This window comes from Mycobacterium lehmannii (genome assembly GCF_001499925.1).
GTDB classification, from domain to species: Bacteria; Actinomycetota; Actinomycetes; order Mycobacteriales; family Mycobacteriaceae; genus Mycobacterium; species Mycobacterium lehmannii.
The window spans coordinates 1-24,477 of the sequence record NZ_LQIR01000018.1 but is presented as its reverse complement, the minus strand read 5'-3'; the positions used below and the strand labels follow the sequence as shown (position 1 = coordinate 24,477).

Genomic DNA, 24,477 nt, shown 5'->3' with positions numbered 1-24,477 from the left:
GAATGTGTCGTCCGGGTCACATACAGTGGCAGCGTGTTCGTGGCCTCCGAGGGCGCCGAAACCCGCGTCGTATACAGCGCATCCGATCTCGCAGCGGCAGCCCGCTGCGAGTACGCGCTGCTGCGCGCGTTCGACGCCAAGCTCGGACGAGGTCCTGCCGTCGCGAGCGAGGACGAGCTGTTGGCCAGGACGGCTCAGCTCGGCGACGAGCATGAACAGCGGCACCTCGACCTGCTGCGCGACGGGGCCGACGTCGCCATCATCGGCAGGCCGCCGTACACGGTCGACGGGCTGACCGCAGCCGCCGAGCAGACGCGTCGTGCTGTGGAGCGCCGCGCCGAGGTGATCTACCAGGCCGCGATGTTCGACGGCCGATTCGTCGGCTTCGCCGACTTCCTGATCCTGGAGCGGGACGCCGACGGTGAGCGGTATCGATTGCGCGACACCAAGCTCGCGCGCTCGGTGAAGGTCGAGGCGCTGCTGCAGTTGGCCGCCTACGCCGAAACGCTCACGGCCGCGGGTGTGCCGGTGGCCGAGGAGGTCGAGCTGATCCTGGGCGACGGCGCCACCGCGAGCTACCGCATCGATGAGTTGCTCCCGGTCTACCGCCCGCGGCGCGAAGCCCTGCAGCGGCTGCTCGACGACCACTTCGCGTCGGGCGAGCCGGTCGACTGGGCCGACGACACCGTGCGCGCGTGCTTCCGCTGCCCGGAATGCGAGGCCCAGGTCCGCGCCGGCGACGACCTGCTGCTGGTGGCGAACATGCGGGTCAGCCAACGGGCGCGCCTGCTCGACGCCGGCATCAGCACGGTCGCCGAACTCGCGCGACACGAAGGACCGGTCGCCGAGCTTCCGGCCCGGACCCTCACCGCGCTGCGCGAGCAGGCCAGGCTGCAGCTGGCGCCGCGGGTGGACGGCAAGCCGCCGTATCAGATCGTCGACGCCCAACCGTTGACCCTGCTACCCGACCCCGACAAGGGCGACCTGTTCTTCGACTTCGAAGGTGACCCGCTGTGGAGCGCCGACGGTCGCGAGTGGGGCCTGGAGTACATGTGGGGCGTGCTCGAGGTCGGCGGCGGTTTCCGGCCGCTGTGGGCGCACGACCGTCCGAGTGAGCGCAAGGCCCTTGTCGACTTCCTCAAGCTGGTGCGCCAGCGCCGCAAGCGGTATCCGAAGATGCACATCTACCACTACGCGGCGTACGAGAAGACGGCGCTTCTCCGGTTGGCCGGCCGCTACGGGGTCGGCGAGGACGAGGTCGACGACCTGCTGCGCAGCGGTGTTCTGGTCGACCTGTATCCGTTGGTGCGCAAGAGTATTCGCGTCGGCACGGAGAACTACAGCCTGAAGTCCCTGGAGCCGCTGTACATGGGCTCCGAACTGCGCACCGGCGACGTCACCACCGCCACGGAGTCGATCACGATGTACGCGCGGTTCTGTGAGCTGCGCGCCGAAGGTCGTCACGACGAAGCCGACAACATGCTCAAGAAGATCGAGGATTACAACCGCTACGACTGCCGATCGACACATCGGCTGCGCGACTGGCTGATCAAGATCGCAATCGAGTCGAGCGTCCCGCCGCTCGGGCCGCAGCCGGTCACCCAGAGCGTCGCCGTCGAGGACACCGATCACCTGGCGCGCACGCTGATGGACTTTGCCGGGGACGGTGTGGCCCAACGCAGTCCAGAGCAGACGGCCGTGGCATTGTTGGCCGCCGCGCGCGGATATCACCGCCGCGAGGACAAGCCGTTCTGGTGGGCGCATTTCGACCGCTTGAACAGTCCTGTCGACGAGTGGGGCGACACCAACGACGTGTTCCTGGTCGACGCCGACGGCGTGGCCGTGGTCAAGGACTGGCATCTGCCGTCGACGCGGGCCCGTAAACAGCAGCGCTGGCTGGAACTGACCGGGGCACTGGAGGGCGGTGACGTCAGCAGAGAGGTGTTCGCACTGTATGAGCCGCCGTCGCCCGCGGGCATGGCGGACAACGCGGACCGGCGCGCGGCCGGCAACGCCGACGTCATCGAAGTCGATGACCCGCCCACCCGGGTGGTGATCTGCGAACGTGAGACCCCTGCCGGGACGTTCACGCAGACCCCGTTCGCGCTGACGCCGCGAAACATCGTGCCCAACAAGAAGTTACGTGAGGCCATCGACAGCGCGGCCGCCGAGGTCGCCGCTGCGCTACCGGATCTGCCGCGCACGGCGGTGGTCGATATCCTGCTGCGCCGGCCGCCGCGCACCTGCAGCGGCGCCCTTCTGCCCCGCACCGGCGATGTCACCGCCGACATCGCCGCCGCGGTGCTCGACCTGGACTCGTCATATTTGGCGGTGCACGGCCCACCCGGGACCGGCAAGACGTACACGGCCGCCCGGATCATCGCCCGCCTGGTCAACGACCACCAGTGGCGCGTCGGTGTCGTGGCGCAGTCACATGCGGTGGTGGAGAACCTCTTTCGCGACCTGATCAAGGCAGGCGTGGACCCCGAGCGCATCGCCAAGAAGGACTGCCCCGACGACGTCGGCTGTCGGGCGATCGACAAGGACGAGTATGCGGCGTTCATCGCCGACCACGCCGGCTGCGTCATCGGCGGCACCGCATGGGATTTCGCGAACGACACTCGCGTCCAGGCCCGCAGCCTGAACCTGCTGGTGATCGAGGAGGCGGGTCAGTACTGCCTGGCCAACACCATCGCGGTGGCCAGGGCGGCCGACAACCTGATGCTGCTGGGCGACCCGCAACAGCTGCCTCAGGTCAGCCAGGGCCACCATCCCGAGCCGGTCGACGCATCGGTGCTGGGCTGGCTGGTGCAGGAAAACCGCACTCTGCCCGAACAATTCGGCTACTTCCTCGACCGCTCCCACCGGATGCATCCCGCGGTGTGCGCCCCGGTATCCCGGCTCGCCTACGAGGGCAGGCTGCAGTCCGCGAACGGCCACCCGGCAGCGCGCCGCCTTCACGGACAAGCTCCCGGTGTACGTGTGGTGTCCATCCCCCACGACGGCAACTCCACGAGCAGCCCCGAAGAGGCCGAAGCCATCGTCGCGGCGACACTGACGCTGCTCGGCAGCGACTGGACCGACGAGCACGGCGCCCGCGCGCTGACCCAGAAGGACGTCCTGGTCGTCGCCCCCTACAACGCCCAGGTGCTGCTGCTGCGTCACTATTTCGAGAACGCCGGGCTGCCCGACGTCGCGGTCGGCACCGTGGACAAGTTCCAGGGCAGGCAGGCGCCGGTGGTGTTCGTATCGATGACGGCGTCCTCCATCGACGATGTGCCGCGCGGAATATCGTTTCTGCTCAACAGGAATCGACTCAACGTCGCGGTCAGCCGCGCGAAGTACCTCAGCGTGATCGTCCGTTCGGAGGTGCTCACCGAGTATCTGCCGAGCACACCGGACCGCTTGATCGAGTTGGGAGCGTTCCTGTCGCTGGGCGCGAGCGACACACCGACGTGATGAGCCTGACCGAGCGGCTGGCCGAGATCGTCGGGAAGGCCTACGTCAGCAGCGATCCCGATGTGCTCGCCGCACGCGTCGTCGACCACACCGGGCGGTACCGCGGCCGGGCCAGCGCCCTGGTGCGGCCGGGGTCGGCCGACGAGGTCGCCGCCGTACTGCGGGCCTGCCGCGACGCTGGTGCCTACGTCACCGTGCAGGGCGGACGGACATCGCTGGTGGCGGGCACCGTTCCCGAACACGACGACGTGCTGCTGTCGACCGAGCGACTGCGTGACATCGGTGACGTCGACATCACCGAACGCCGAATCTCGGTGGGCGCCGGAGTGACTCTGGCCGAGGTGCAGCGGACGGCCGGCGAGGCAGGGCTGGTGTTCGGCGTCGACCTGGCCGCGCGCGACACCGCCACCGTCGGGGGGATGGCGTCGACGAACGCCGGCGGGTTGCGCACCGTCCGCTACGGCAACATGGGCGAGCAGGTGATCGGCTTGGATGTGGCTCTGCCCAACGGTTCGGTCGTGCACCGGCACAGCCGGGTGCGGATGGACAACACCGGCTACGACCTGGCGTCGCTGTTCGTCGGCGCGGAAGGCACTTTGGGCGTCATCACCGCGCTCGATCTGCGACTGCACCCCACACCGCCACACCGGGTGACCGCGATCTGCGGGTTCGCCGACCTCGACGCGCTCGTCACCGCCGGACGGATCTTCCGCGACCTGGACGGCATCGCCGCACTGGAATTGATCGACGCGCGCGCCAGCGCGTTGACCGCCGAGCACGCCGGGGTGCCCGCGCCCGTCGACGGCGCCTGGCAGCTTCTGATCGAACTGGCGGGCGACACCGACCAGACCGATCGACTCGCCGACGCGATCGAGGGCGCAGACCTGTGCGGGGAACCCGCCGTCGGCGTCGACACAGCCGCACAGCAACGACTCTGGCAGGTGCGCGAGGCCATCGCCGAAGTGCTCGGCGTGTACGGCCCGCCGCTGAAGTTCGACGTCTCGCTTCCGCTTTCGGCCATCGCGCAGTTCGCCGCCGATGCGGTTCGACTCGTCGGCCGCCATGCGCCCGAAGCGATTCCGGTGCTGTTCGGTCATGTCGGCGAGGGCAGCCTGCACCTGAACCTCGTGCGGTGCACGCTCGACAGCCAAGCCGAACAAGCCCTGTACTCGGCGATGATGGATCTCATCGCCCACCTCGGCGGCAACGTCAGCAGCGAGCACGGCGTCGGCACCCGCAAGCGCCCGTACCTCGCAATGTCGCGCGCCGACGCCGATATCGCGGCCATGCGGACGGTGAAGGCGGCCTTCGACCCGTCCGGCTACCTCAACCCCGCGGTGCTGTTCGACTAGTCGCGGTCGTCGCGCGCATGCCTGCCGCTGGAACGGGACTCCCCGCGGTGGCGATAGGCCTCGCCGTCCGGCCGGGCCGATTCCAGCGATGTGAGCCGCCGCTCGTTCTCGACGTGTAAGCCGTTGTGCGAGAGCCCGATCGGATCGGCTGCGGGTTTGGCGGGCGGCGCTGGCGGAATGTCGGCGAGCAGTTGGTCGAGAATCGCGCGCCACGAGTCGTCGGACTGCTCGGGCGGGCGCTCATCGCGCGCGGGCATTGGCTCGGTCGCCGGTTCCCGCTCGGCGGGAACCCATGACGCAGAGCCGTCGTCCCAGTCGATGGTGTACTCGACGTAGTCGTCATCGTCGTCGACGAACGCCTCGTCGTCGTCGGGCTCGTCGACTGGTTCGACGGCGGCGGGTCCCTCTGGTGGGCGGCGCGCATAGCCGACTAGGAACACCGCGGCGAGCACACCGAACAGCGCGACGAACGCGGGCAACAACAGCGACTGCGACATGGCGGCCGCGAACGGCGTGTGCAGGAACGACGGCAACTGCGTCGCACCCGCATCACCCTGAGCCGGATCGGCCCACGGCGGCATCTCGGAGTTGACCTGCCACGTCATGAACGCCGCCATGCTGGCGCTGCCCAGCACGGCCCCGACCTGGCGGGTGGTGTTGTAGACACCCGAACCCGCACCGGCCAACCGGGTCGGCAGATTGCGGGTAGCCGTCGCGGCCAGCGGAGACCAGATGAACGCCATCCCGATCCCCGTCGCGGTGAGCGGCAACACCAGCCGCCAGATCGCAGTGGCGGGCGCCATTTCCAGGGAGAGCCAGGTCAACGCGATCGCCAGCACCGAGAACCCGAATCCGACCACCGGGCGTGGGTGCCACCGATCGACGATCCGTCCGACGACGGGCGCGAGCACACCTGTGGCGATCGCCATCGGCGCGGTCAGAAGCGCCGACTGCGTCGGCGACAACCCGCACACCGCCTGCGCGTAGAACATGACCGGCACGATCATCCCGGTCACGACGAACCCGATCGTCGCGACGCCGAATGTCGACAGCCAGAAGTCGCGGTCGCGGAAGATCTCGAGCGGCAGCAGCGGATCGTTGCGGTTGGCTGCCTGCCAGAACAGGAACGCGGCGACCACCCCGGTGCCCAACGCCATCAGGCCCCAGACCCAGTGGGTCCACCTGTTCGCCTGCCCCTCCTGCAGGGCGAACACGATGAGGAACAACCCGACCGCCGAGAGGATCACCCCCGCAACGTCGAGTCGCTGCCTCTGTCTCGGCAGCTCGGGCACCAGCCGCAGCGCCAACGCCACGCCCACCACCCCGATCGGCACGTTGACGAAGAAGATCCACTGCCACCCGAGGGCGTCCACCAGGATCCCGCCGGCCAACGGACCGACCAGCGTCGCGACCCCGGCCGTCGCCCCCCACACGCTCATCGCCATGCCCCGCCGTTCGGCGGGGAAGATGCGGGTGACCGTCGACAGGGTCTGCGGCGTCAGGAGCGCCGCGCCGAAGCCCTGCACGACCCGCGCGGCGATCAACATCCCGATCGTGTCGGACAGTCCGCACCACAGCGAGGCGACGGTGAACACCGTGAGGCCGAGAAGGTACAGGTTCTTGGGGCCGAACCGGTCACCGAGGCGGCCCGCCACCAGCAACGGCACCGCGTATGCGAGCAGATAGGCGCTCGTGACCCACAGGACGGCGTCGTAGCTGGCGCCGAACGTGGCCATGATCGACGGGTTGGCGACCGCGACGATCGTCGCGTCCACCAGGATCATGAAGAAGCCGACCATCATCGCCCACAGCGCATGCCACGGGTTCGTTGACGTGTTCTGCCTGGTGAAAAGCGTTGACAACATTCTGGGTCGACTAGCACTCGGCGATGCCGCCGACGCTACGGAGCGTGGTCGATCCCGACAAGGCGGGACCACGCGCTGCGAAGCGTCAGGCCGGCTCGGGCACGACGTCGGCGGTGACATCGCGTTCGGAGTCGCCCGCGCGTCCGGCCGCCGACACACCGACGGCCATGAGCGCGAGCAACGCGATCACCATACCCACCGTCATCACCGCGGCCAGAGCGAACTCGTCGTTGCCGAGGGCACCGACGAGCGGGGCGATCGCAGCACCCAGACCGAACTGTCCCGCGCCGAGCAGAGCGGCCGCGGTGCCCGCGGCGTCTGGATGCCGGGTCAACGCCAGCGCCGGCGCGTTCGGGATGACGAAGCCCACGGCGGCCAGGAGCACCCACACCGGGACGACGAATCCGGCCACCCCGCCCACGTCGGCAACCGTGATCCCGACGAAGACCGCACCGGCCAGCGAGGCCACGGTCAGGGCCCACAGCACGATGGTCTGCGGCCGGAACCGGCGCAGTAAGACGACGTTGAACTGCGTGGCGCCGATCAGCGCGATCGCGCCGGCGGCAAAGACCAGCGCGAACCCCTGCTGATCCAGGCCGTAGCGACCCTGCAGGACGAACGGCGCCGCCGCGATGTAGGCGAACAGCCCCGACATGCCCAGCGCCGCGACTAGCACCAACACTACGAACCTGGTATCGCGCAGCAACTCCAGGTACGTCATTGCGATACCGCGCACCTTCAGCGGGCGACGATGCGCGACCGGCAGCGTCTCTGGCAGGGCCGTCGCCGCCACGACCAGTAACAATCCCGCCAACAGCACCAGAGCGGCGAACACCCAGTGCCAGGAGGCCTTCAGCAGGACCGCCGCGCCCAACGACGGAGCCAGGACGGGCGCCACGCCGAGCACCAGCATCAGTCGTGACATCACCGTGGCCGCGACCGAGCCCGTGAACAGATCGCCGACGACGGCGACCGCGACCACCGAGGCCGCTGCGGCGCCCATTCCCTGCAGCGCCCGAGCCAACCCGAGCACCTCGATGTTGGGCGCAAACATGCACATCAGCGAGGCCATCATGTGCAGCACGATCCCGGCCATCAACGGGCGGCGGCGGCCCAGCGAATCGGAGAGCGGACCGACGACCAGCTGGCCGAGCGCCAGCCCGGCGAGCGTCCCGGTGAGCGTCAGCTGCGCGATCGAGGAAGACACCCCGAGTTCCTCGGCGATCCTCGGCAGCGCGGGCAGGTACATGTCGATGGTCAGCGGGCCCAGCGCCACCATGACGCCCAATACGACGATCATCCGGATGCGGCTGACAGACGTGCCCTCCTGAATCGGAGTCGGGGCAGTCGTCAGATCCACAGCCGATGATGGTGCCATGGGAATGAAGAGCGCCGCTTCTCATTATTTTCTTCCCTGCCCGGCATAAGGTGAGCGCGATCACGGCCGGGGCACTCACCGACGCCGTCGTTCGTTAGCCGAAGCGATAGCCTGAAACGAGTCGTTCGGACAGGAGGCCCCATGAGTGCCCGGTCGAAGGCCAAGAGCCAGTTACCGGCGGGCAGCCCGGGAGACAAGGCGGGCTCCGGCGAAGATCCGAGCGTCGCCGCCAAGGCGCTGTCCCGCATCATCGAGCGCGGCTCGCGCGTGCAAGCTCCCGCGGTCAAGGCGTACGTCGACCGGTTGCGCGAACAGGACCCGCACGCGGCGCCGGCCGAGGTCATCAAGAAACTCGAGAAGCGCTATCTGAGCGCGGTGATGGCCAGCGGCGCCGCCGTCGGGTCGGCTGCCGCGTTCCCCGGCATCGGGACGTTGACCGCGATGGCGTCGGTGGCCGGCGAGACGGTCGTCTTCCTGGAAGCGACGGCGTTGTACGTGCTCGCCGTAGCCGAGGTGCACGGAATTCCGGCCGAGCACCAGGAGCGGCGTCGCGCGCTCGTGCTGGCGGTCTTGGTCGGCGAGGACAGCAAGCGTGCAATCGCCGACCTGGTCGGCCGCGGCCGCACCAGAGGCGCCTGGGTCGCCGACGGGGCGGCCACCCTCCCGCTGCCTGCGCTGTCGCAGCTGAACTCGCGCCTGCTGAGATATTTCGTCAAGCGCTACACCCTCAAGCGAGGCGCGCTCGCGTTCGGCAAGACGCTGCCCGTCGGCGTCGGCGCGGTCGTCGGCGGTGTGGGCAACCGCCTGATGGGCAAACGAATCATCGACAATGCGCACAGCGCGTTCGGCACCCCGCCACCGCGATGGCCGACGGTGGTGCACATGCTGCCCGCGTCCAAGGACTAGCGGCACATGGCCGGGAAGGTCGTTGTCGTGGTCTGGCCGATGCTTCGGCGCTAGCCTTTAGTCGGCGGAATGCGGGTAATCCGTACAGAACCTGGCGAGCGTTTCAGATGCGCTCGCGTGAAGCGAAGAATTGAGGCGAGTAGCTACCGTGAGCTCACCTTCACCATTCGGACAGAACGAGTGGTTGGTCGAGGAGATGTATCGCAAGTTCCGCGAGGATCCCTCGTCGGTAGATCCCAGTTGGCACGAATTCCTTGTCGACTACTCCCCTGAGCCGACCTCCTCGGAGAGTCAGGCTCGCAGCGGCAACGGTCAGCGCAGCGCAGGACCGGTGAGCCCGCCGGAGCCTGCCCCCGCGCCCGCGCCCAAGCAGTCCGGCGGCAACGGCGCCGCCCCGCCCGCCAAGGAGACCCCCGCCAAGGAGACCTCAGCCAACGAGACCAAGGCGAAGGAATCCGACGCCGGCGCCTCCAAGAGCAAGGGATCAAAGTCGTCGGCACCGGCCAAGGCGCCCGCCAAGGACAAGGAGCCCGCGAAGGAGTCGGCCAAGAAATCGGAGCCCAAGAACAAGGGCGCTGAGGCCAAGGCCAAGACCAAGGACAAGGACGCCGAGGCCGAAGATTCGGGCGGCGACGACGAGACTCAGGTGCTGCGCGGCGCGGCCGCGGCCGTCGTGAAGAACATGGCGGCGTCGCTGGAGGTGCCGACCGCGACCAGTGTTCGCGCGGTCCCAGCCAAGTTGATGATCGACAACCGCATCGTCATCAACAACCACCTCAAGCGGACCCGCGGCGGAAAGATCTCGTTCACCCACCTCATCGGGTATGCGCTCGTGCAGGCGGTCAAGAAGTTCCCGGGCATGAACCGGTACTTCGAAGAGATCGACGGCAAGCCCAACGTGGTCACCCCGCCACATACCAACCTGGGCCTGGCCATTGACCTGCAACGCAAGGACGGCGACCGGCAACTGGTGGTGGCCGCGATCAAGAAGGCCGACACGATGGGCTTCGGCCAGTTCGTGGCCGCCTACGAGGACATCGTGCGGCGGGCCCGCGACGGCAAGCTGACCATGGACGACTTCTCCGGCGTGACGATCTCGCTGACCAACCCGGGCACCATCGGCACCGTGCACTCGGTGCCGCGGCTGATGCGCGGCCAGGGCACGATCCTCGGCGTCGGCGCGATGGAGTACCCCGCCGAGTTCCAGGGCGCCAGCGAGGAACGCATCGCCCAACTGGGTATCGGGAAGCTGGTCACGCTGACGTCGACCTACGACCATCGCATCATCCAGGGCGCCGAATCCGGTGACTTCCTGCGCACCATTCACGAACTGCTGCTCGACGACGACTTCTTCGACGAGATCTTCCGCGAGCTGCACATCCCGTACGAGCCGGTGCGCTGGCGGACCGACAACCCGGACTCGGTCGAGGACAAGAACGCCCGAGTCATCGAGCTGATCTCGGACTACCGCAACCGCGGCCACCTGATGGCCGACATCGATCCGCTGCGGCTGGACAAGAACCGCTTCCGCAGCCACCCCGACCTGGACATCCTCACCCACGGGCTGACGCTGTGGGACCTCGACCGCGAGTTCAAGGTCAACGGGTTCGCCGGCGCCGACGAGAAGAAGCTGCGCGACGTGTTGGGGCTGCTCCGCGACTCCTACTGTCGCCACATCGGCGTCGAGTACACGCACATCCTCGAACCCGAGCAGCAGCAGTGGCTGCAGGAGCGCATCGAGAAGAAGCACGAGAAGCCGACCGTCGCCGAGCAGAAGTACATCCTGAGCAAGCTCAACGCGGCCGAGGCGTTCGAGACATTCCTGCAGACGAAGTACGTTGGCCAGAAACGTTTCTCGCTGGAGGGCGCGGAGACGGTCATCCCGACCATGGATGCGGTGATCGACCAGTGCGCCGAGTACGCGCTCGACGAGGTCGTCGTCGCCATGCCGCACCGCGGCAGGCTCAACGTGCTGGCCAACATCGTCGGCAAGCCGTACTCGCAGATCTTCTCCGAGTTCGAAGGGAATCTGAACCCGTCGCAGGCGCACGGCTCCGGTGACGTGAAGTACCACCTGGGCGCGTCGGGCAGGTTCATCCAGATGTTCGGCGACAACGACATCGACGTGTCGCTGGTGGCCAACCCGTCGCACCTCGAGGCCGTCGACCCGGTCCTGGAGGGCCTGGTGCGCGCCAAGCAGGACGTGATCGACGGGGGCGACGGCGACGGTGAGGGCGCCGGGGCGTTCAGCGTCGTGCCGCTGATGCTGCACGGCGACGCCGCGTTCGCCGGTCAGGGTGTGGTGGCCGAGACGCTGAACCTGGCGCTGCTGCGGGGATATCGCGTCGGCGGGACGATCCACATCATCGTCAACAATCAGATCGGTTTCACCACATCGCCGTCCGATGCCAAGTCCTCGGAGTACTGCACCGACGTGGCCAAGATGGTCGGTGCGCCGATCTTCCACGTCAACGGCGACGACCCCGAAGCGGCCGCGTGGGTGGCCCGGCTCGCGGTCGACTTCCGGCAGAAGTTCCACAAGGACGTCGTCATCGACATGCTGTGCTACCGCCGCCGCGGGCACAACGAGGGCGACGACCCGTCGATGACGCAGCCGCGGATGTACGACGCGATCGACGTCAAGCGCGGTGTGCGCAAGAGCTATACCGAAGCGCTGATCGGCCGCGGCGACATCTCGATGAAAGAGGCCGAGGACGCGCTGCGCGACTACCAGGGCCAGCTGGAACGCGTCTTCAACGAGGTGCGCGAACTCGAGAAACACGAGATCGAACCGAGCGCTTCGGTGGAAGCCGACCAGATGGTGCCCGCCGGTACGAACACCGCGGTCGACAAGTCGCTGCTGGCGCGGATCGGCGACGCCCATCTGTCGGTGCCCGAGGGCTTCAACGTGCACCCGCGCGTCAAGCCCGTGCTGGAGAAGCGCCGCGAGATGGCCTACGAGGGCAAGGTGGACTGGGCGTTCGCCGAGCTGCTCGCGCTCGGCTCGCTGATCGCCGAGGGCAAGACCGTGCGGCTGTCGGGGCAGGACACCCGCCGAGGCACGTTCACCCAGCGCCATTCGGTGATCATCGACCGCAAGACGGGTCAGGAGTTCACCCCGCTGGATCTGTTGACCGTCGACAAGGACGGCAACCCGACCGGCGGCAGGTTCATGGTGTACGACTCCCCGTTGTCGGAGTTCGCGGCCGTCGGCTTCGAGTACGGCTACTCGGTCGGCAACCCCGACGCAATGGTGTTGTGGGAGGCGCAGTTCGGTGACTTCATCAACGGTGCGCAGTCGATCATCGACGAGTTCATCAGCTCCGGCGAGGCCAAGTGGGGCCAGCGTTCGGACGTCGTGCTGCTGCTGCCGCACGGTCACGAAGGCCAAGGCCCCGACCACACGTCGGGCCGCATCGAGCGGTTCCTGCTGTTGTGGGCCGAAGGGTCGATGACGATCGCGATGCCGTCCACGCCGGCCAACTATTTCCACCTGCTGCGGCGTCACGCCCTGGACGGCATCCACCGGCCGCTCATCGTGTTCACGCCGAAGTCGATGCTGCGCAACAAGGCCGCCGTCAGCGACATCCGCGACTTCACCGAGCAGAAGTTCCGCTCGGTCCTCGAGGAGCCGACCTACACCGACGGCGACGGGGATCGCAACAAGGCCAAGCGGATGCTGTTGTGCAGCGGCAAGCTCTACTACGAGCTGGCCGCGCGCAAGAAGAAGGATGAGCGCGACGACGTGGCGATCGTGCGCGTCGAGCAGCTCGCCCCCCTGCCGCGGCGCCGGCTGGCCGAGACGCTGGACCGCTACCCCAACGTCGAGCAGTACCTGTGGGTGCAGGAGGAACCGGCGAACCAGGGTCCGTGGCCGACGTTCGGGCTGACGTTGCCGGAGGTGCTTCCGGAGAAGCTGACCGGCATCACGCGCGTCTCGCGGCGGGCCATGTCGGCGCCGTCGTCGGGCTCGTCGAAGGTGCACGCCGTCGAGCAGCAGGAGATCATCGACGAGGCGTTCGCCTGAGGAACGAAGGCGGGCGCCGAGGAGACGACAACCTGCACGAGGCGTTCGCCTGAGCCTTCGCCTTCGCATTCGGCGGGCCTTAACCGGTTGATTGCCCGCACCTCACGTCAGGGCGATCAACCCGTTAGTGGGCGGACCCGCGGTACCGGCTAGCCTCTTGACGGCAGCAACACGAGGGAGTGGTTATGCAGGGCTTCGCCGGAAAAGTCGCCGTGGTGACCGGTGCCGGGTCGGGTATCGGACAGGCGCTGGCGATCGAGCTGGGCAAGTCGGGTGCGAGTGTGGCGATCAGCGACGTCGACGCCGAAGGTCTGGCGGCGACCGAGGAGCGGCTCAAGGCGATCGGCGCACCGGTGAGGACCGACCGCCTCGACGTCACCGAGCGTGAGGCCTTCGAGCTGTACGCCGACGCGGTCGTCGAGCACTTCGGCAAGGTCAACCAGATCTACAACAACGCAGGCATCGCGTATGTCGGCGATGTCGAGGTGACGCCGTACAAGGACATCGAACGGGTGATGGACGTCGACTTCTGGGGCGTCGTCAACGGCACGAAAGCGTTCCTGCCGCATCTGATCGCGTCGGGCGACGGGCACGTCGTCAACGTGTCGAGCCTGTTCGGCATCTTCTCGGTTCCGGGTCAGGCGGCATACAACTCGGCGAAGTTCGCGGTCCGCGGGTTCACCGAGGCGCTGCGCCAGGAGATGCAGGCCGCGGGCCATCCGGTCAAGGTCACCACCATCCACCCGGGCGGGATCAAGACCGCGATCATGCGCAACTCGACGGCCGCTGAGGGCGTCGACCGCGAGGGCCTGACCAAAACGTTCGACACCAGGCTGACACGGACCACGCCCGAGGAGGCCGCGAAAATCATCCTCGACGGTGTCCGCAAGGACCGGGCGCGGGTGTTGGTCGGGGCCGACGCGAAGATACTCGACGCGATCGTGCGGCTCACCGGTTCGGGCTATCAGCGCCTGTTCCTGTCGGTGATGAAGCGTCTCGTGCCCAACAGCCACTGAGGCTGCGGCGCTCTCGAACGTCTACGAGTCGCCGAGGGGGTGTTCGGCCAGGAACGCGTCGGCCACGTGGCCTGGATCCGCGCCGTCGGCGACCTCGGCGCGCATCTCGGCCAACGCCGCGGTGTCCAGCACGCCTGCGACCTCGTTGAGCGCGAGCACCTGTGACTCGTTGAGCCCGTTGCGGCGAGACAGCGGCACCAGGTTCTCCGCGCGGATCAGCGACGTACGGTCCGACAGCATCACCAGTTCGGGCGGGATGCCGGGAGCCGCGGTCGTCGTCCACGCGGCGGGGAACCGGCCGGAGCGAACAGCATCGAAAGCCGCGTCGCTGTCGGGGAATTCAGTCACGTTGGGTTCGCACGTGCCGATCGTCTCCGGACGGGGTGCGTCGGCGACCGCGGCGATGGTCAGCCCGTCGCAGTTGCGCACCGCGGCGGTGACGTCGCGCCCGTCCCACTTTCCGGCGGTCGCCTCGGTGACCGCTAGGGCGGGCTTGTCCTCCGCCGACGTGGTGTAGTCCCCCGCCGCGACGCCTTCGGGCAGCGCGGAGACCATCTCGCGGTACACCTGCGTCGGCGCCCGTGCCGCCGACTCGGGATTGAACCGGTCCAGCAACCGTCCGGTGAGCCCGGGCACGACGCGGACGGCCCCGGTGTCCAGCCCGGTCAGCGGGTCGTCCTCGATCTTGACGTGAGCGGGGTTGCCGTACGAGCGCAGCGCGGCGGCATAGAGGTGGGCGCTCAACGTCGACTCCGGATCGGGTGTGGCGCCGACGGCTATCGACGGCCGCTCGGTGTCCTCGCCGCACGCTGCGGTGCTCGCCACGATCACCGCGACGAGCGCCAGCGCCAGCCGCCGGCCCACCTGCGTCTAGCCTCCCGACGCGTCGCGGGACGCACTGGCGACCGCCTGTGCGACCGCGGGGGCGACCCGGGGGTCGAGCACGCTCGGCACAATGCGATCGGGTTCGAGGTCGGTCCCGACGACCGAGAAGATCGCTTCGGCGGCGGCCACCTTCATCCGCTCGGTGATACGGCGCGCACCGGCGTCGAGCGCACCGCGGAACACGCCCGGGAAGGCGAGCACGTTGTTGATCTGGTTCGGAAAGTCGCTGCGCCCGGTGGCGACGACGGCCGCGTACCGGCTCGCGTCGTCGGGGTGGATTTCCGGATCCGGATTCGACAGCGCGAACACGATCGAGTTCGGCGCCATCGAGGCGACCAGGTCGACGGGCACCACGCCGGCGGACAGCCCCAGGAACACGTCAGCGCCCTCGAGCGCTTCGGCGAGCCCGCCGGTCAGCCCGCGCGGGTTGGTCGACTCGGCCAGGTCGGCCTTGTAGGAGTTGAGGTTCTGGCGACCCTTGTGCACGATGCCCTGCGAATCGAGCAGCGTGATGTCGCTGACGCCCGCCGCCATCAGGATCTTCGCGCACGCGATGCCTGCCGCGCCGCAGCCGGAGACCACGACCCGAAGCGAGGCGATCTCGCGATCGACGACCTTGGCCGCACCCAGCAGGGCGGCCAGCACGACGATCGCGGTGCCGTGCTGATCGTCATGCATGACCGGGCAGTCCAGCGCCTCGACCAGGCGCCGCTCGATCTCGAAACATCGCGGGGCCGAGATGTCTTCGAGGTTGACGGCCCCGAACGTCGGACGCAGCCGGACCAGGGTCTCGACGATCTCGTCGGTGTCCTTGGTGTCGAGCACGATCGGGATCGAGTCCAGGTCGGCGAACGCCTTGAACAACGCGCTCTTGCCCTCCATCACCGGCAGCGACGCCGCCGGGCCGATGTCACCGAGCCCCAGCACCGCGCTGCCGTCGCTGACCACCGCCACCATTCGGCTCGCCCACGTGTAGCGGGCGGCCAGCGTGTGGTCGGCGGCGATGGCACGGCTGACCTGGGCCACGCCCGGCGTGTAGGCGACGGACAACGCCCGTTCGGTGTCGAGGGCCGCGTTCAGCGCTACCGAGAGCTTGCCGCCTACGTGGGCCGCGAAGATCTCCTCATCGCTGAGGACGATGTTGGATCCGGTCAATGGAAGGTCTCTCACCGCTTGCGACACGGCGCCCAGGTTAACGACGAACTGGTAGGTAACCTAATCGCCCGCTGCCTCAAATCAGGCCGAGATCGGTGACCGCTTTGCGCTCGTCGGCGAGCTCGGCCGTCGTCTTGTCGATGCGGCTGCGGGAGAAATCGTCGATGTCCAGGCCCTGCACGATCGACCAGTCGCCGTCCTTCGTCGTTACCGGGAACGACGAGATCAGGCCCTCCGGCACTCCGTAGGAACCGTCGGAGTACACCGCCATCGACACCCAGTCGTCGGCGGGCGTGCCCAGCAGCCAGTCCCGGGCCGCGTCGACGGTCGCCGAGGCGGCCGACGCCGCCGAGGAGGCACCGCGGGCGTCGATGATCGCCGCACCGCGCTTGGCGACGGTCGGAATGAAGTCGTTCTCGATCCAGTTCTGGTCGTTGACCACCTCGGCGGCGTTGCGGCCGCCGACCTCGGCGTGGAAGACGTCGGGGTACTGGGTGGCCGAGTGGTTGCCCCAGATCGTCATCTTCTTGATATCGGTGACCTTGGCGCCGGTCTTGCGGGCCAGCTGGCTGATCGCCCGGTTGTGGTCGAGGCGGGTCAGCGCCGAGAACCGCTCACGCGGGATGTCGGGGGCGTTGGACATCGCGATGAGCGCGTTGGTGTTGGCGGGGTTGCCGGTCACCCCGATGCGCACGTCGTCGGCGGCGACCTCGTTGAGCGCCTTGCCCTGGGCGGTGAAGATCGCGCCGTTGGCCTCGAGCAGGTCACTGCGCTCCATGCCCGGGCCGCGGGGGCGGGCGCCGACGAGCAGCGCCAGGTTCGCACCGTCGAAGATCTTGTTCGCGTCGGCGCCGATCTGAACGCCGGCAAGAAGCGGGAACGCGCAGTCGTCGAGCTCCATCACCACACCCTCGAGCGCCTTGAGGGCCGGCTCGATCTCGAGGAGCCGCAGTTCGATCGGCCGGTCGGGGCCAAGCAGTGACCCGCTCGCGAGGCGGAACAGCAAGCTGTAGCCGATCTGGCCGGCGGCACCGGTGACTGCGACCTTGAGGGGAGTTGTGCTCACGTCAGATGCTCCTTGGACAGATGTACGTTGCCCGCACCGCGGGCGGATTGCGTCGGGAACGAAACTAGCAGGCAGCCGACGCGCCCAGCCGCGTAGCATCTACCACGGCCCAATACCTGGGCCCCGTCCGCCCGGGGGGAGCGACCCAGTGCCCTCATTTCGCCCGACCCGTCAAGCGTCCACGCCAGCTATCGGCGCCGACGGCCACGCACCGGTGACCAACGTCACCGTCGACTGCGGCATCTATTGTCAGGGCACCCGGCTGGCGGGCACATATTCCACCGCGGCGGCACTGGACGAGGTGCGCGAAGTGGAGCGCGACGGCAAGAAGGCGTTCGTCTGGATCGGGTTGCACGAACCCGACGAGGCCCAGATGCAGTCGGTGGCCGAGGTGTTCGGCCTGCACGAGCTGGCGGTTGAGGACGCCGTTCATGCTCATCAGCGGCCCAAACTGGAGCGCTACGACGACACCCTGTTCCTGGTGCTCAAGACCGTCAACTACGTGGAGCACGAATCGGTAGCCAACGCGCGCGACATCGTGGAGACCGGCGAGATCATGATTTTCGCCGGCGCGAATTTCGTGGTGACCGTGCGCCACGGAGACCACAGCGGACTGGCGAGCGTACGTCACCGCCTCGACGCCTCCCCCGGTCTGGCCGAATTGGGGCCCTACGCCGTCATGCATGCGATCGCCGACCATGTCGTCGACGGCTATCTCGAGGTCACCGAACTCGTCGAAGCCGACGTCGACGCGATGCAGGAAGAGATCTTCTCGCCGAATCGCCAGACCAACGTCGAATACATCTATCTGCTCAAGCGGGAGGTCGTCGAGCTACGCCGGTCGGTCAGCCCGCTCACGCTGGCGTTGCAACGACTGCTGTCCGATCACGACGACCTCGTCTCAGTCGAGGTGCGTCGTTATATGGGCGACGTGTTCGACCACAACACCAAGGCCTCGGACCGCATCGCCAGCTTCGACGAGATGCTGACGTCGTTGGTGCAGGCCGCACTCGGCAAGGTTGCGATGCAACAGAACACCGACATGCGCAAGATCTCGGCGTGGGTGGCCATCGCCGCGGTACCGACGGCCATCGCGGGTGTTTACGGCATGAACTTCGACCACATGCCTGAACTGGACTGGTCGTGGGGCTACCCCGCGGTTCTGTTGTTGATGGCAACGGTATGCACGCTGCTGTATCGCACGTTCCGTAGTAACAACTGGCTCTGATTTTGCGCGAAATGGCGTTCCAGCAGGCCCGTACTCGACCTTCTTCTGCTGGAACGCAATTTCGCGACCGCTTGCGCTGGCTTCAACTCAGCTCGGCTTGGCCGCCCGACGTGCCGGGTCGAGCACGTCGACGCCGTCCTGCTGCCACGCCTCGCGCATCGCGTCGGCACCCTTGAGGCGCACCCACGCGGCTTCGGTCGCGGTGATCGGCGTGGCGCCCAACACCTTCACCGGTTCAAGCGGGTCGGCCAACGGTACATCGTCGATTTCGCTGTTGCTCAACAGGAACGCGGTGAACGGTGTGTTCTCCCACAGCGGTGTCTCGAGGTCGATCAACGCATCGGGCGCCAGGACGAGCCCTTCCACCGCGGGCGCGGCGGCCACGATCGCGATCGACCGGTGCAGTCCCCGCGGCGAGGGTCCGCGAAGGGCGACAATCACCTCCGCGCGAGGACCGTGCACGACGTCGGTGACCATCTCGGTCGGGTCGAACATCGGATGACGCGAACAGCCCAGCGACACATAGTGGATGACTCCGTCGGGGCCCGGCCCGAATCGGAGCACGCCGATGGTCTCGGTGCCAAGGAACGTGACGCTGGCCTCGTCGGGCTCGGAATCGATGCCCTGCCCGGCGAAATGCTCGCGCAGGTGGGTGCGGACCTTCGCGGGGACGTCGATCACTCGGCCGGCGGCGCGGCTGAACCCGCGGGTGAATCGGCAGGCGCATCGGCCTCGGGCAGGCTGAGGTTGTTGCCCGTCTCGGGGTCGAAGACCACCAGCTTCGACGTGTCGAACGCCAACTGGATCGTGTCGCCTTGTCTGGCGGTCGAATCGACCGAAACCCGTGCCACGAACTCGTTCTCGCCGACGCCTGACTCGGCGGCCAGCTCGGCGAGCTGCGCCGAATGCGCCCCGGCGCCTTCGGTTTTGAAGTGGAGATACTTGTCGGCGCCCAGCGACTCGACCATGTCAACCGTCACGTCGAAGGTCAGTGCGCGGATGCGCGCATATCCGTCGAGCACCGCGGCGTCCTCGAAATGCTCGGGCCGGACGCCGACGATCACGTTTCTCGGCGCGTTGCGCCGGGCCAGCAGGTCGTAATTCTCCTGGGTGAGGGTGACCTCGCCGAAGGGCAGCCGGACGCCGACGTCGGTGATCGTCGCGCTGAAGAAGTTCATCGCAGGCGAACCGATGAAACCGGCGACGAACAGGTTCGTCGGGCGGTTGTAGAGGTCCTCGGGCGTTCCGATCTGCTGGGCCACCCCGGCAAGCAGCACCACCACGCGATCGCCCAGTGTCATCGCCTCGGTCTGGTCGTGGGTGACGTAGACGGTGGTCGTGCCCAGCCGGTCCTGCAGGCGGGCGATCTCCGCGCGCATCTGCACACGGAGCTTGGCGTCGAGGTTCGACAGCGGCTCGTCCATCAGGAAGGCCTTGGGATCACGCACGATCGCGCGGCCCATCGCGACGCGTTGCCGCTGACCGCCGGACAGCTGCCCCGGTTTGCGGTCCAGAAGCTCGCTCAGGTCAAGGATTTTCGCGGCTTCGTCGACCTTGCGGGCGATCTCGTCCTTCTTCAGCTTGGCCAGCGTGAGAGGAAACGCGATGTTCTGCCGAACGCTCATGTGGGGGTACAAAGCGTAGGACTGGAAGACCATCGCGATGTCACGGTCCTTGGGTGCCTTCTCGTTGACGCGCTCGCCACCGATGCGCAATTCACCGGAGGTGATGTCCTCCAGGCCCGCAATCATGTTGAGCGTGGTCGACTTTCCGCATCCCGACGGGCCGACGAGGATGATGAACTCGCCGTCGGCGATCGTCATCGACAATTCGTGGACGGCCGTCGCGCCGTTGGGGTAACTCTTCGTCACCCGGTCCAACACAATTTCGGCCATGGAACTACCCCTTCACCGCGCCGGATGTCAGTCCGGCGACGATCCGTCGTTGGAAGATGAGCACAAAGATGATGATCGGGATGGTGATGACCATCGCGCCCGCCGCGATCGATCCGGTCGGCTCCTCGAACTGCGAACTGCCGGTGAAGTTCGCGATCGCCACCGGCGCGGTGATCGCGCGTTCGGTGGCGGTCAGCGACAGCGCGAGAAGTAGGTCGTTCCAGGCGAAGATGAACACCAAGATCGCGGCGGTGACGATGCCCGGCGCGGCGAGCGGGGCGATGACCTTGCGAAACGCCTGCGCGGGTGTCGCACCGTCCATCTTGGCCGCCTTCTCCAGATCCCATGGGATCTCCCGGAAGAACGCCGATAGCGTGTAGATCGCCAGCGGCAGCGCGAAGGTGATGTACGGGATGATCAGGCCGGGCCAGGTGTCGAAGAGGCCGACCGCGCGTTCGATGTTGAAAAGCGGTGTGACGAGCGAGATATGGGGGAACATCGCGATCAGCAGGGAGACGCCGATCAGCAGCTTCTTGCCGGGGAAGTCGAGGCGCGCCACCGCGTACGCAGCCATCCCGCCGATCACCACTGCGATGGCCGTGGTGATCAGGCCGATACCGATCGAGTTGATCAGCGCCGAGGTGAAGATGTTGCCCTGGAATATCGCCTTGTAGTTGTCGAAGGTGATCTCGGCGGGAATCAGCTTGCCGTCCTTGACACTTGAGGTTGGCTTGAGCGACAGCGACAGGATCCACAGCACCGGGAAGAGCGCGTAGACGATAACCAGCGCGTTGACGATCGTCCAACCCGTCACCCGCGACGCACCGACCCGCTCAGCCATCAGCGATTCTCCTCGGCGGACCCCGGCGCCGCGGCACCGAAGATCTTGATGTAGATGAACGCGATGATCGCCACGCACAGGAAGATCAGCACGCTGATCGCCGAGCCGAGGCCCACATTGAACGCCTTGAACAGGTTGTCGTATCCCAAAATCGACACCGAGCCCGTGTTGTTGGCCCCGCCGGTGAGGATGTAGATGTTGTCGAAGATCCGGAAGGCGTCGAGGGTGCGGAACAGCAGCGCCACCAGGATCGCCGGCTTGATCAGCGGCAGGATCACCTTGGTCAGCCGCTTCCAGGCGCCTGCACCGTCGACCTGGGCGGCGTTGAGCAGATCCTGTGGCACCAGCGCCAATCCGGCCAACAGCAGCAGCGCCATGAACGGCGTCGTCTTCCACACCTCGGCGAGCACCACGATCGCCAGCGACGGAAGCTGTTCGGTCAGTGGGGCACTGCCCTCGGGCAGCAGGTTCGCCAGGTATCCCGTGCCCGGTGTCCACGCGTAGTACCAGCTGTAGGACGCGGCGACCGTGACGATGCCATACGGGATGAGGATGGCCGTTCGCACGACGCCCTTGCCGAAGATGGTTCGGTGCATCACCAGTGCCAGCGCCATGCCGAGGACGAATTCGATGGCCACCGAGACGACGGTGATACCGAGCGTGACGAAAAAGGCTGTCCACCAGTACTGGTCGGTGAGAATGGTGACGTAGTTCTCCAACCCGATGAACTCGGTGTCGTCGGGTGCGGCCATGTTGTTGCGCTGCAGGCTCAGCCACACCGCGTAAGCGATCGGGTAGCCGGTCACCGCGAGCATCAACACGACGGCCGGCGCGATGAGCAGGAATGCCAGCTTCCGTTCCGAGCGAGTGTCGTCGCTGCCGGTCGCGCTCGGCACCGGTGCGGTCGCGGTCGCCGGTGGGGCGGTCACGGGATCAGCCCCTTACCGTCGATGGCCTTCTGCACCTGCTCGGTGAGCTCGTCGGCGGTGCGCTCCGGGTCGATGTCGGTGATCGGAGCCAGCGTGGTGGAGATGCGGGTGGAAACCGCTTGGTACTGGGGTGTGGCGGGACGCACCGCGGCGTTGGTGAGCTGTTCGCGGATGATCTCGTGCTGCGGATATTTCACCTGGAACGCCGGATCGCTGTACAGCGACGTGCGCACCGCGGGCAGCCCGCCTTCGACGGAGGTGTACCGCTGATTTTCCACGTCGCGCAGGCATCGGATGGCTTCGAACGCCTCGGCCTTGTGCTGCGTCGTCTTCGCCACGGCGAGGTTGAGGCCGCCGATGGTGACCCTTGCCGCCTCGCCCGGTCGCACGCCCGGATACAGGGCGAACCCAAGGACCTTTCTGCTCGCCTCGAAGGCGGTCTCGAACTGTTCGTCGCTGGGCGAGAACGTGCCGACGTCGTTGATGCTGCCGGCCAGCGAGGGGTCTTCGTCCAGCGGCAGGAACGACACCCCGCCCTTGATCGCGTTCTCGAGGAGCGACGGCAGCACGTAGGGCCAGTTCACCTCGAGCGCCGCCTTGCCCTGTTCGAGTGCCAGCCGTGCGGTGGTCTCGTCGGTCTGAGTCACCGACGGGTCCGCGCCTGGTGCGGTGGCGACGTTGCGGATGATCTGCAGCGCCTTGACGGTGGCGGCCCGGTGTTCGGGTGTGTCGGTCAACGTGACGGTTTTGCCGTCGTCGGAAAGCACTTGACCGCCCGCGCTTTCGAGCAGGGTGTTGAACCACACGACCAGGCCTTCGTACTGCTTTCCTTGTACCGCAATCCAGCTCGGCTCACCCGCGGCGTGCAACCGCGTCGCCTCGGCCACCATGTCGTCCCATGTTGTTGGTGGCTGCGCCATCAGATCGGCTCGGTACCAAAGCAATTGGGTGTTGGTGGTGATCGGCGCGGCGTACAGCTTGTCCTGCCACATGGCCGTTTCCAGCGGGCCCGGCAACGTATTGGCCCTCGCATCGGCTTCGGCTTGGCCGGCTGGATCGTCAGAGAGCGGCAACGCCCAACCGGCTTCGGCGAATTCGGCGGTCCACACCACGTCGAGGGCCATGACGTCGAGGCTTCTGTCGTTTCCGGTCAGCCGCCGCGCGAGTTGGAGCCGTTGATCGTCGGCGCTCTTGGGCAGGCTGATCTGTTGGATTCGGAAGCGGCCGCCGAGCTGTTCGTTACACCGCTCGGCGACGGCGGTGAAGGTCTGCGCTTCGTTGGCGGGCGTGTAGTAGTTGATGACGATGCCGCCGCTGTCGGAACCACACGCCGTCAGCGTTGACGCCGTCGTCAGCGCAGCAATCGCCGCAGCACCCATCCGTCGTGGGCCGCCGCGCATGCTGGGGAAGCGCACCACCCGCCTCCGTCCGCGTGATGTCACCGACGGGAATCTCCCGCGCGCAAACCGTATTGCCACAAGCATGTGGTTTGCAACACCTCGACGGCGCGCGTCGCACACCGTTACGCAATCGCGAACTGCGCATACGCCGTACCGGTGATGGTGCCTCTGCTACCGATCGCGCGCGGACCTCAGATGGTCAAGCGCGCCAGCAGATCCCGTCCGCGCTCGGCGTTCTGCGGATCGCACAGGACGTCGTAGCGGCCCGCGACGAGTTGCAGCGTGGAACTGAAATCTCTTGTGCCGCGTGCCATCGCATACGGGATCGCCGATGTGATGAGGCCGAAGAACACACCGGCGATCAGGCCGGTGGCCAGTGCTGCCCACGGGTTGGGGCTGAAGAACCCGAGAATCAGGCCGATGAACAAGCCCAGCCACGCACCGGTCAGGACACCACCGCCGAGCACCTTGGGCCACGAAAGTCGACCGGTGACCCTCTCGACCTGCATCAGGTCGACGCCGACGATCGTCACCTGCTGGACGGGGAACTCCTGGTCCGACAAGTAGTCCACGGCGCGCTGCGCCTCGGCGTACGTCGGATACGAACCGATGGGCCACCCCTTCGGCGGTGTGGGCAGACCCGCCGGGCCGCGGCCCATATTTGGGCTACCCGGCGTTGCGCCGGGATTTGCTCCAGGTTGAAACGGGCTGGTCATCGGTCCTCTTTCTCCTCTTTGCCGCAAATCGTTAAGTTGCTGTCTCGTAAGGGACAACGCCGCGATGGCCGCAATCGTGCCCGAGAATTACGCTAGGTTGACAAGCATGACAAATCCCGGGGAGGACGCAGCACGAAACGGACCATCCGAATCCGACGGGGGTGCGTCCGAGCAGACGTCCGGCGGCTACGAGGCGCCGCCGATCGAGCAGTCGACGTCCGAGGGCGATCAGCCATCCGTGTACGGCTCGCCCTACCAGGCTCCGCCGGCATACGACCCGTCGTCGGGGTATCCGCCGCCTCCGGCCTACCCCCCGCCGCCCCAAGGCGCCTATCCGCCACCGCCGCCCGGGGCCTATC

17 protein-coding genes and 1 pseudogene are annotated in these 24,477 nt (G+C 67.2%); 7 read left to right on the top strand and 11 right to left on the bottom strand.

The annotated features are described in order from the left end of the window. Positions 1-33 precede the first annotated feature (33 nt). Both AU192_RS11770 and AU192_RS11765 read left to right on the top strand, forming a co-directional pair. A complete protein-coding gene (locus tag AU192_RS11770; protein ID WP_064396273.1) occupies positions 34-3,459 on the top strand; it encodes a TM0106 family RecB-like putative nuclease in 3,426 nt (1,141 codons plus the stop codon). Further along, positions 3,459-4,811 (top strand): FAD-binding oxidoreductase, encoded by a 1,353-nt coding sequence (locus AU192_RS11765; RefSeq protein WP_064396272.1) that lies wholly within the window; start codon positions 3,459-3,461, stop codon positions 4,809-4,811. The genes AU192_RS11770 and AU192_RS11765 overlap by 1 nt, the downstream gene beginning before the upstream one ends. Here the strand turns inward: AU192_RS11765 and AU192_RS11760 are convergent. Further along, positions 4,808-6,676, bottom strand: coding sequence for an MFS transporter (locus AU192_RS11760; RefSeq protein WP_064396271.1), 1,869 nt, complete (start codon positions 6,674-6,676; stop codon positions 4,808-4,810). The two genes, AU192_RS11765 and AU192_RS11760, sit on opposite strands and share 4 nt — an antisense overlap. 85 nt (positions 6,677-6,761) lie before the next feature. Next, positions 6,762-8,054 (bottom strand): multidrug effflux MFS transporter, encoded by a 1,293-nt coding sequence (locus AU192_RS11755; protein ID WP_064396269.1) that lies wholly within the window; start codon positions 8,052-8,054, stop codon positions 6,762-6,764. A gap of 141 nt (positions 8,055-8,195) precedes the next feature. Between AU192_RS11755 and AU192_RS11750 the strand changes: the two genes are divergently transcribed. From AU192_RS11750 to AU192_RS11740, 3 genes are all read left to right on the top strand, one after another. Then, positions 8,196-8,960, top strand: coding sequence for a hypothetical protein (locus tag AU192_RS11750; protein WP_064396267.1), 765 nt, complete (start codon positions 8,196-8,198; stop codon positions 8,958-8,960). A gap of 196 nt (positions 8,961-9,156) precedes the next feature. Further along, a complete protein-coding gene (locus AU192_RS11745; protein WP_231984665.1) occupies positions 9,157-12,987 on the top strand; it encodes a multifunctional oxoglutarate decarboxylase/oxoglutarate dehydrogenase thiamine pyrophosphate-binding subunit/dihydrolipoyllysine-residue succinyltransferase subunit in 3,831 nt (1,276 codons plus the stop codon). A 185-nt stretch (positions 12,988-13,172) separates the two neighbouring features. After that, positions 13,173-14,003 (top strand): SDR family NAD(P)-dependent oxidoreductase, encoded by an 831-nt coding sequence (locus AU192_RS11740; protein WP_064396264.1) that lies wholly within the window; start codon positions 13,173-13,175, stop codon positions 14,001-14,003. Positions 14,004-14,024: 21 nt separating this feature from the next. Here AU192_RS11740 and AU192_RS11735 read toward each other — a convergent pair whose 3' ends face one another. The 3 genes from AU192_RS11735 to AU192_RS11725 are packed head-to-tail and all read right to left on the bottom strand — an operon-like array spanning position 14,025 to position 17,109. Beyond that, positions 14,025-14,867 carry a glycine betaine ABC transporter substrate-binding protein gene (locus tag AU192_RS11735; protein WP_064396262.1) on the bottom strand — a complete coding sequence of 281 codons (843 nt, stop codon included), beginning with the start codon at positions 14,865-14,867 and terminating at the stop codon, positions 14,025-14,027. 6 nt (positions 14,868-14,873) lie between these two features. Next, positions 14,874-16,070: an NAD(P)-dependent malic enzyme gene (locus tag AU192_RS11730; protein WP_197696780.1), complete on the bottom strand. Its 1,197-nt coding sequence runs from the start codon at positions 16,068-16,070 to the stop codon at positions 14,874-14,876. Between the two features lie 49 nt (positions 16,071-16,119). Continuing rightward, the gene (locus AU192_RS11725; protein WP_064396260.1) at positions 16,120-17,109 is read right to left on the bottom strand and encodes a malate dehydrogenase; all 990 of its coding nucleotides are present in this window, start codon (positions 17,107-17,109) and stop codon (positions 16,120-16,122) included. 148 nt (positions 17,110-17,257) lie between these two features. Between AU192_RS11725 and corA the strand changes: the two genes are divergently transcribed. Beyond that, positions 17,258-18,337: a magnesium/cobalt transporter CorA gene (gene corA, locus AU192_RS11720; RefSeq protein WP_064396259.1), complete on the top strand. Its 1,080-nt coding sequence runs from the start codon at positions 17,258-17,260 to the stop codon at positions 18,335-18,337. Positions 18,338-18,424: 87 nt separating this feature from the next. Here the strand turns inward: corA and AU192_RS11715 are convergent, their stop codons facing one another. The 6 genes from AU192_RS11715 to AU192_RS11690 form a co-directional block, all read right to left on the bottom strand. Further along, positions 18,425-19,018 carry a suppressor of fused domain protein gene (locus AU192_RS11715; RefSeq protein ID WP_064396257.1) on the bottom strand — a complete coding sequence of 198 codons (594 nt, stop codon included), beginning with the start codon at positions 19,016-19,018 and terminating at the stop codon, positions 18,425-18,427. Then, complete coding sequence (locus tag AU192_RS11710; RefSeq protein WP_064396255.1) at positions 19,015-20,232, bottom strand: ABC transporter ATP-binding protein; 1,218 nt, start codon at positions 20,230-20,232, stop codon at positions 19,015-19,017. The genes AU192_RS11715 and AU192_RS11710 overlap by 4 nt, the downstream gene beginning before the upstream one ends. A 4-nt stretch (positions 20,233-20,236) precedes the next feature. Then, the gene (locus AU192_RS11705) at positions 20,237-21,073 is read right to left on the bottom strand and encodes a carbohydrate ABC transporter permease (RefSeq protein WP_064396253.1); all 837 of its coding nucleotides are present in this window, start codon (positions 21,071-21,073) and stop codon (positions 20,237-20,239) included. After that, complete coding sequence (locus AU192_RS11700; protein WP_165593293.1) at positions 21,073-22,002, bottom strand: carbohydrate ABC transporter permease; 930 nt, start codon at positions 22,000-22,002, stop codon at positions 21,073-21,075. Before AU192_RS11700 ends, AU192_RS11705 begins: the two co-directional genes overlap by 1 nt. Continuing rightward, positions 21,999-23,402, bottom strand: coding sequence for an ABC transporter substrate-binding protein (locus AU192_RS11695; RefSeq protein ID WP_064396337.1), 1,404 nt, complete (start codon positions 23,400-23,402; stop codon positions 21,999-22,001). Before AU192_RS11695 ends, AU192_RS11700 begins: the two co-directional genes overlap by 4 nt. Positions 23,403-23,593: 191 nt before the next feature. Then, entirely contained in the window at positions 23,594-24,118 is a 525-nt protein-coding gene (locus AU192_RS11690; protein WP_064396250.1) for a general stress protein, read from the bottom strand. Positions 24,119-24,224: 106 nt separating this feature from the next. On the opposite strand from AU192_RS11690, the pseudogene AU192_RS25800 reads away from it, so the two are divergent. Beyond that, positions 24,225-24,477: pseudogene (locus AU192_RS25800) on the top strand (DUF4190 domain-containing protein); the annotation flags it as partial.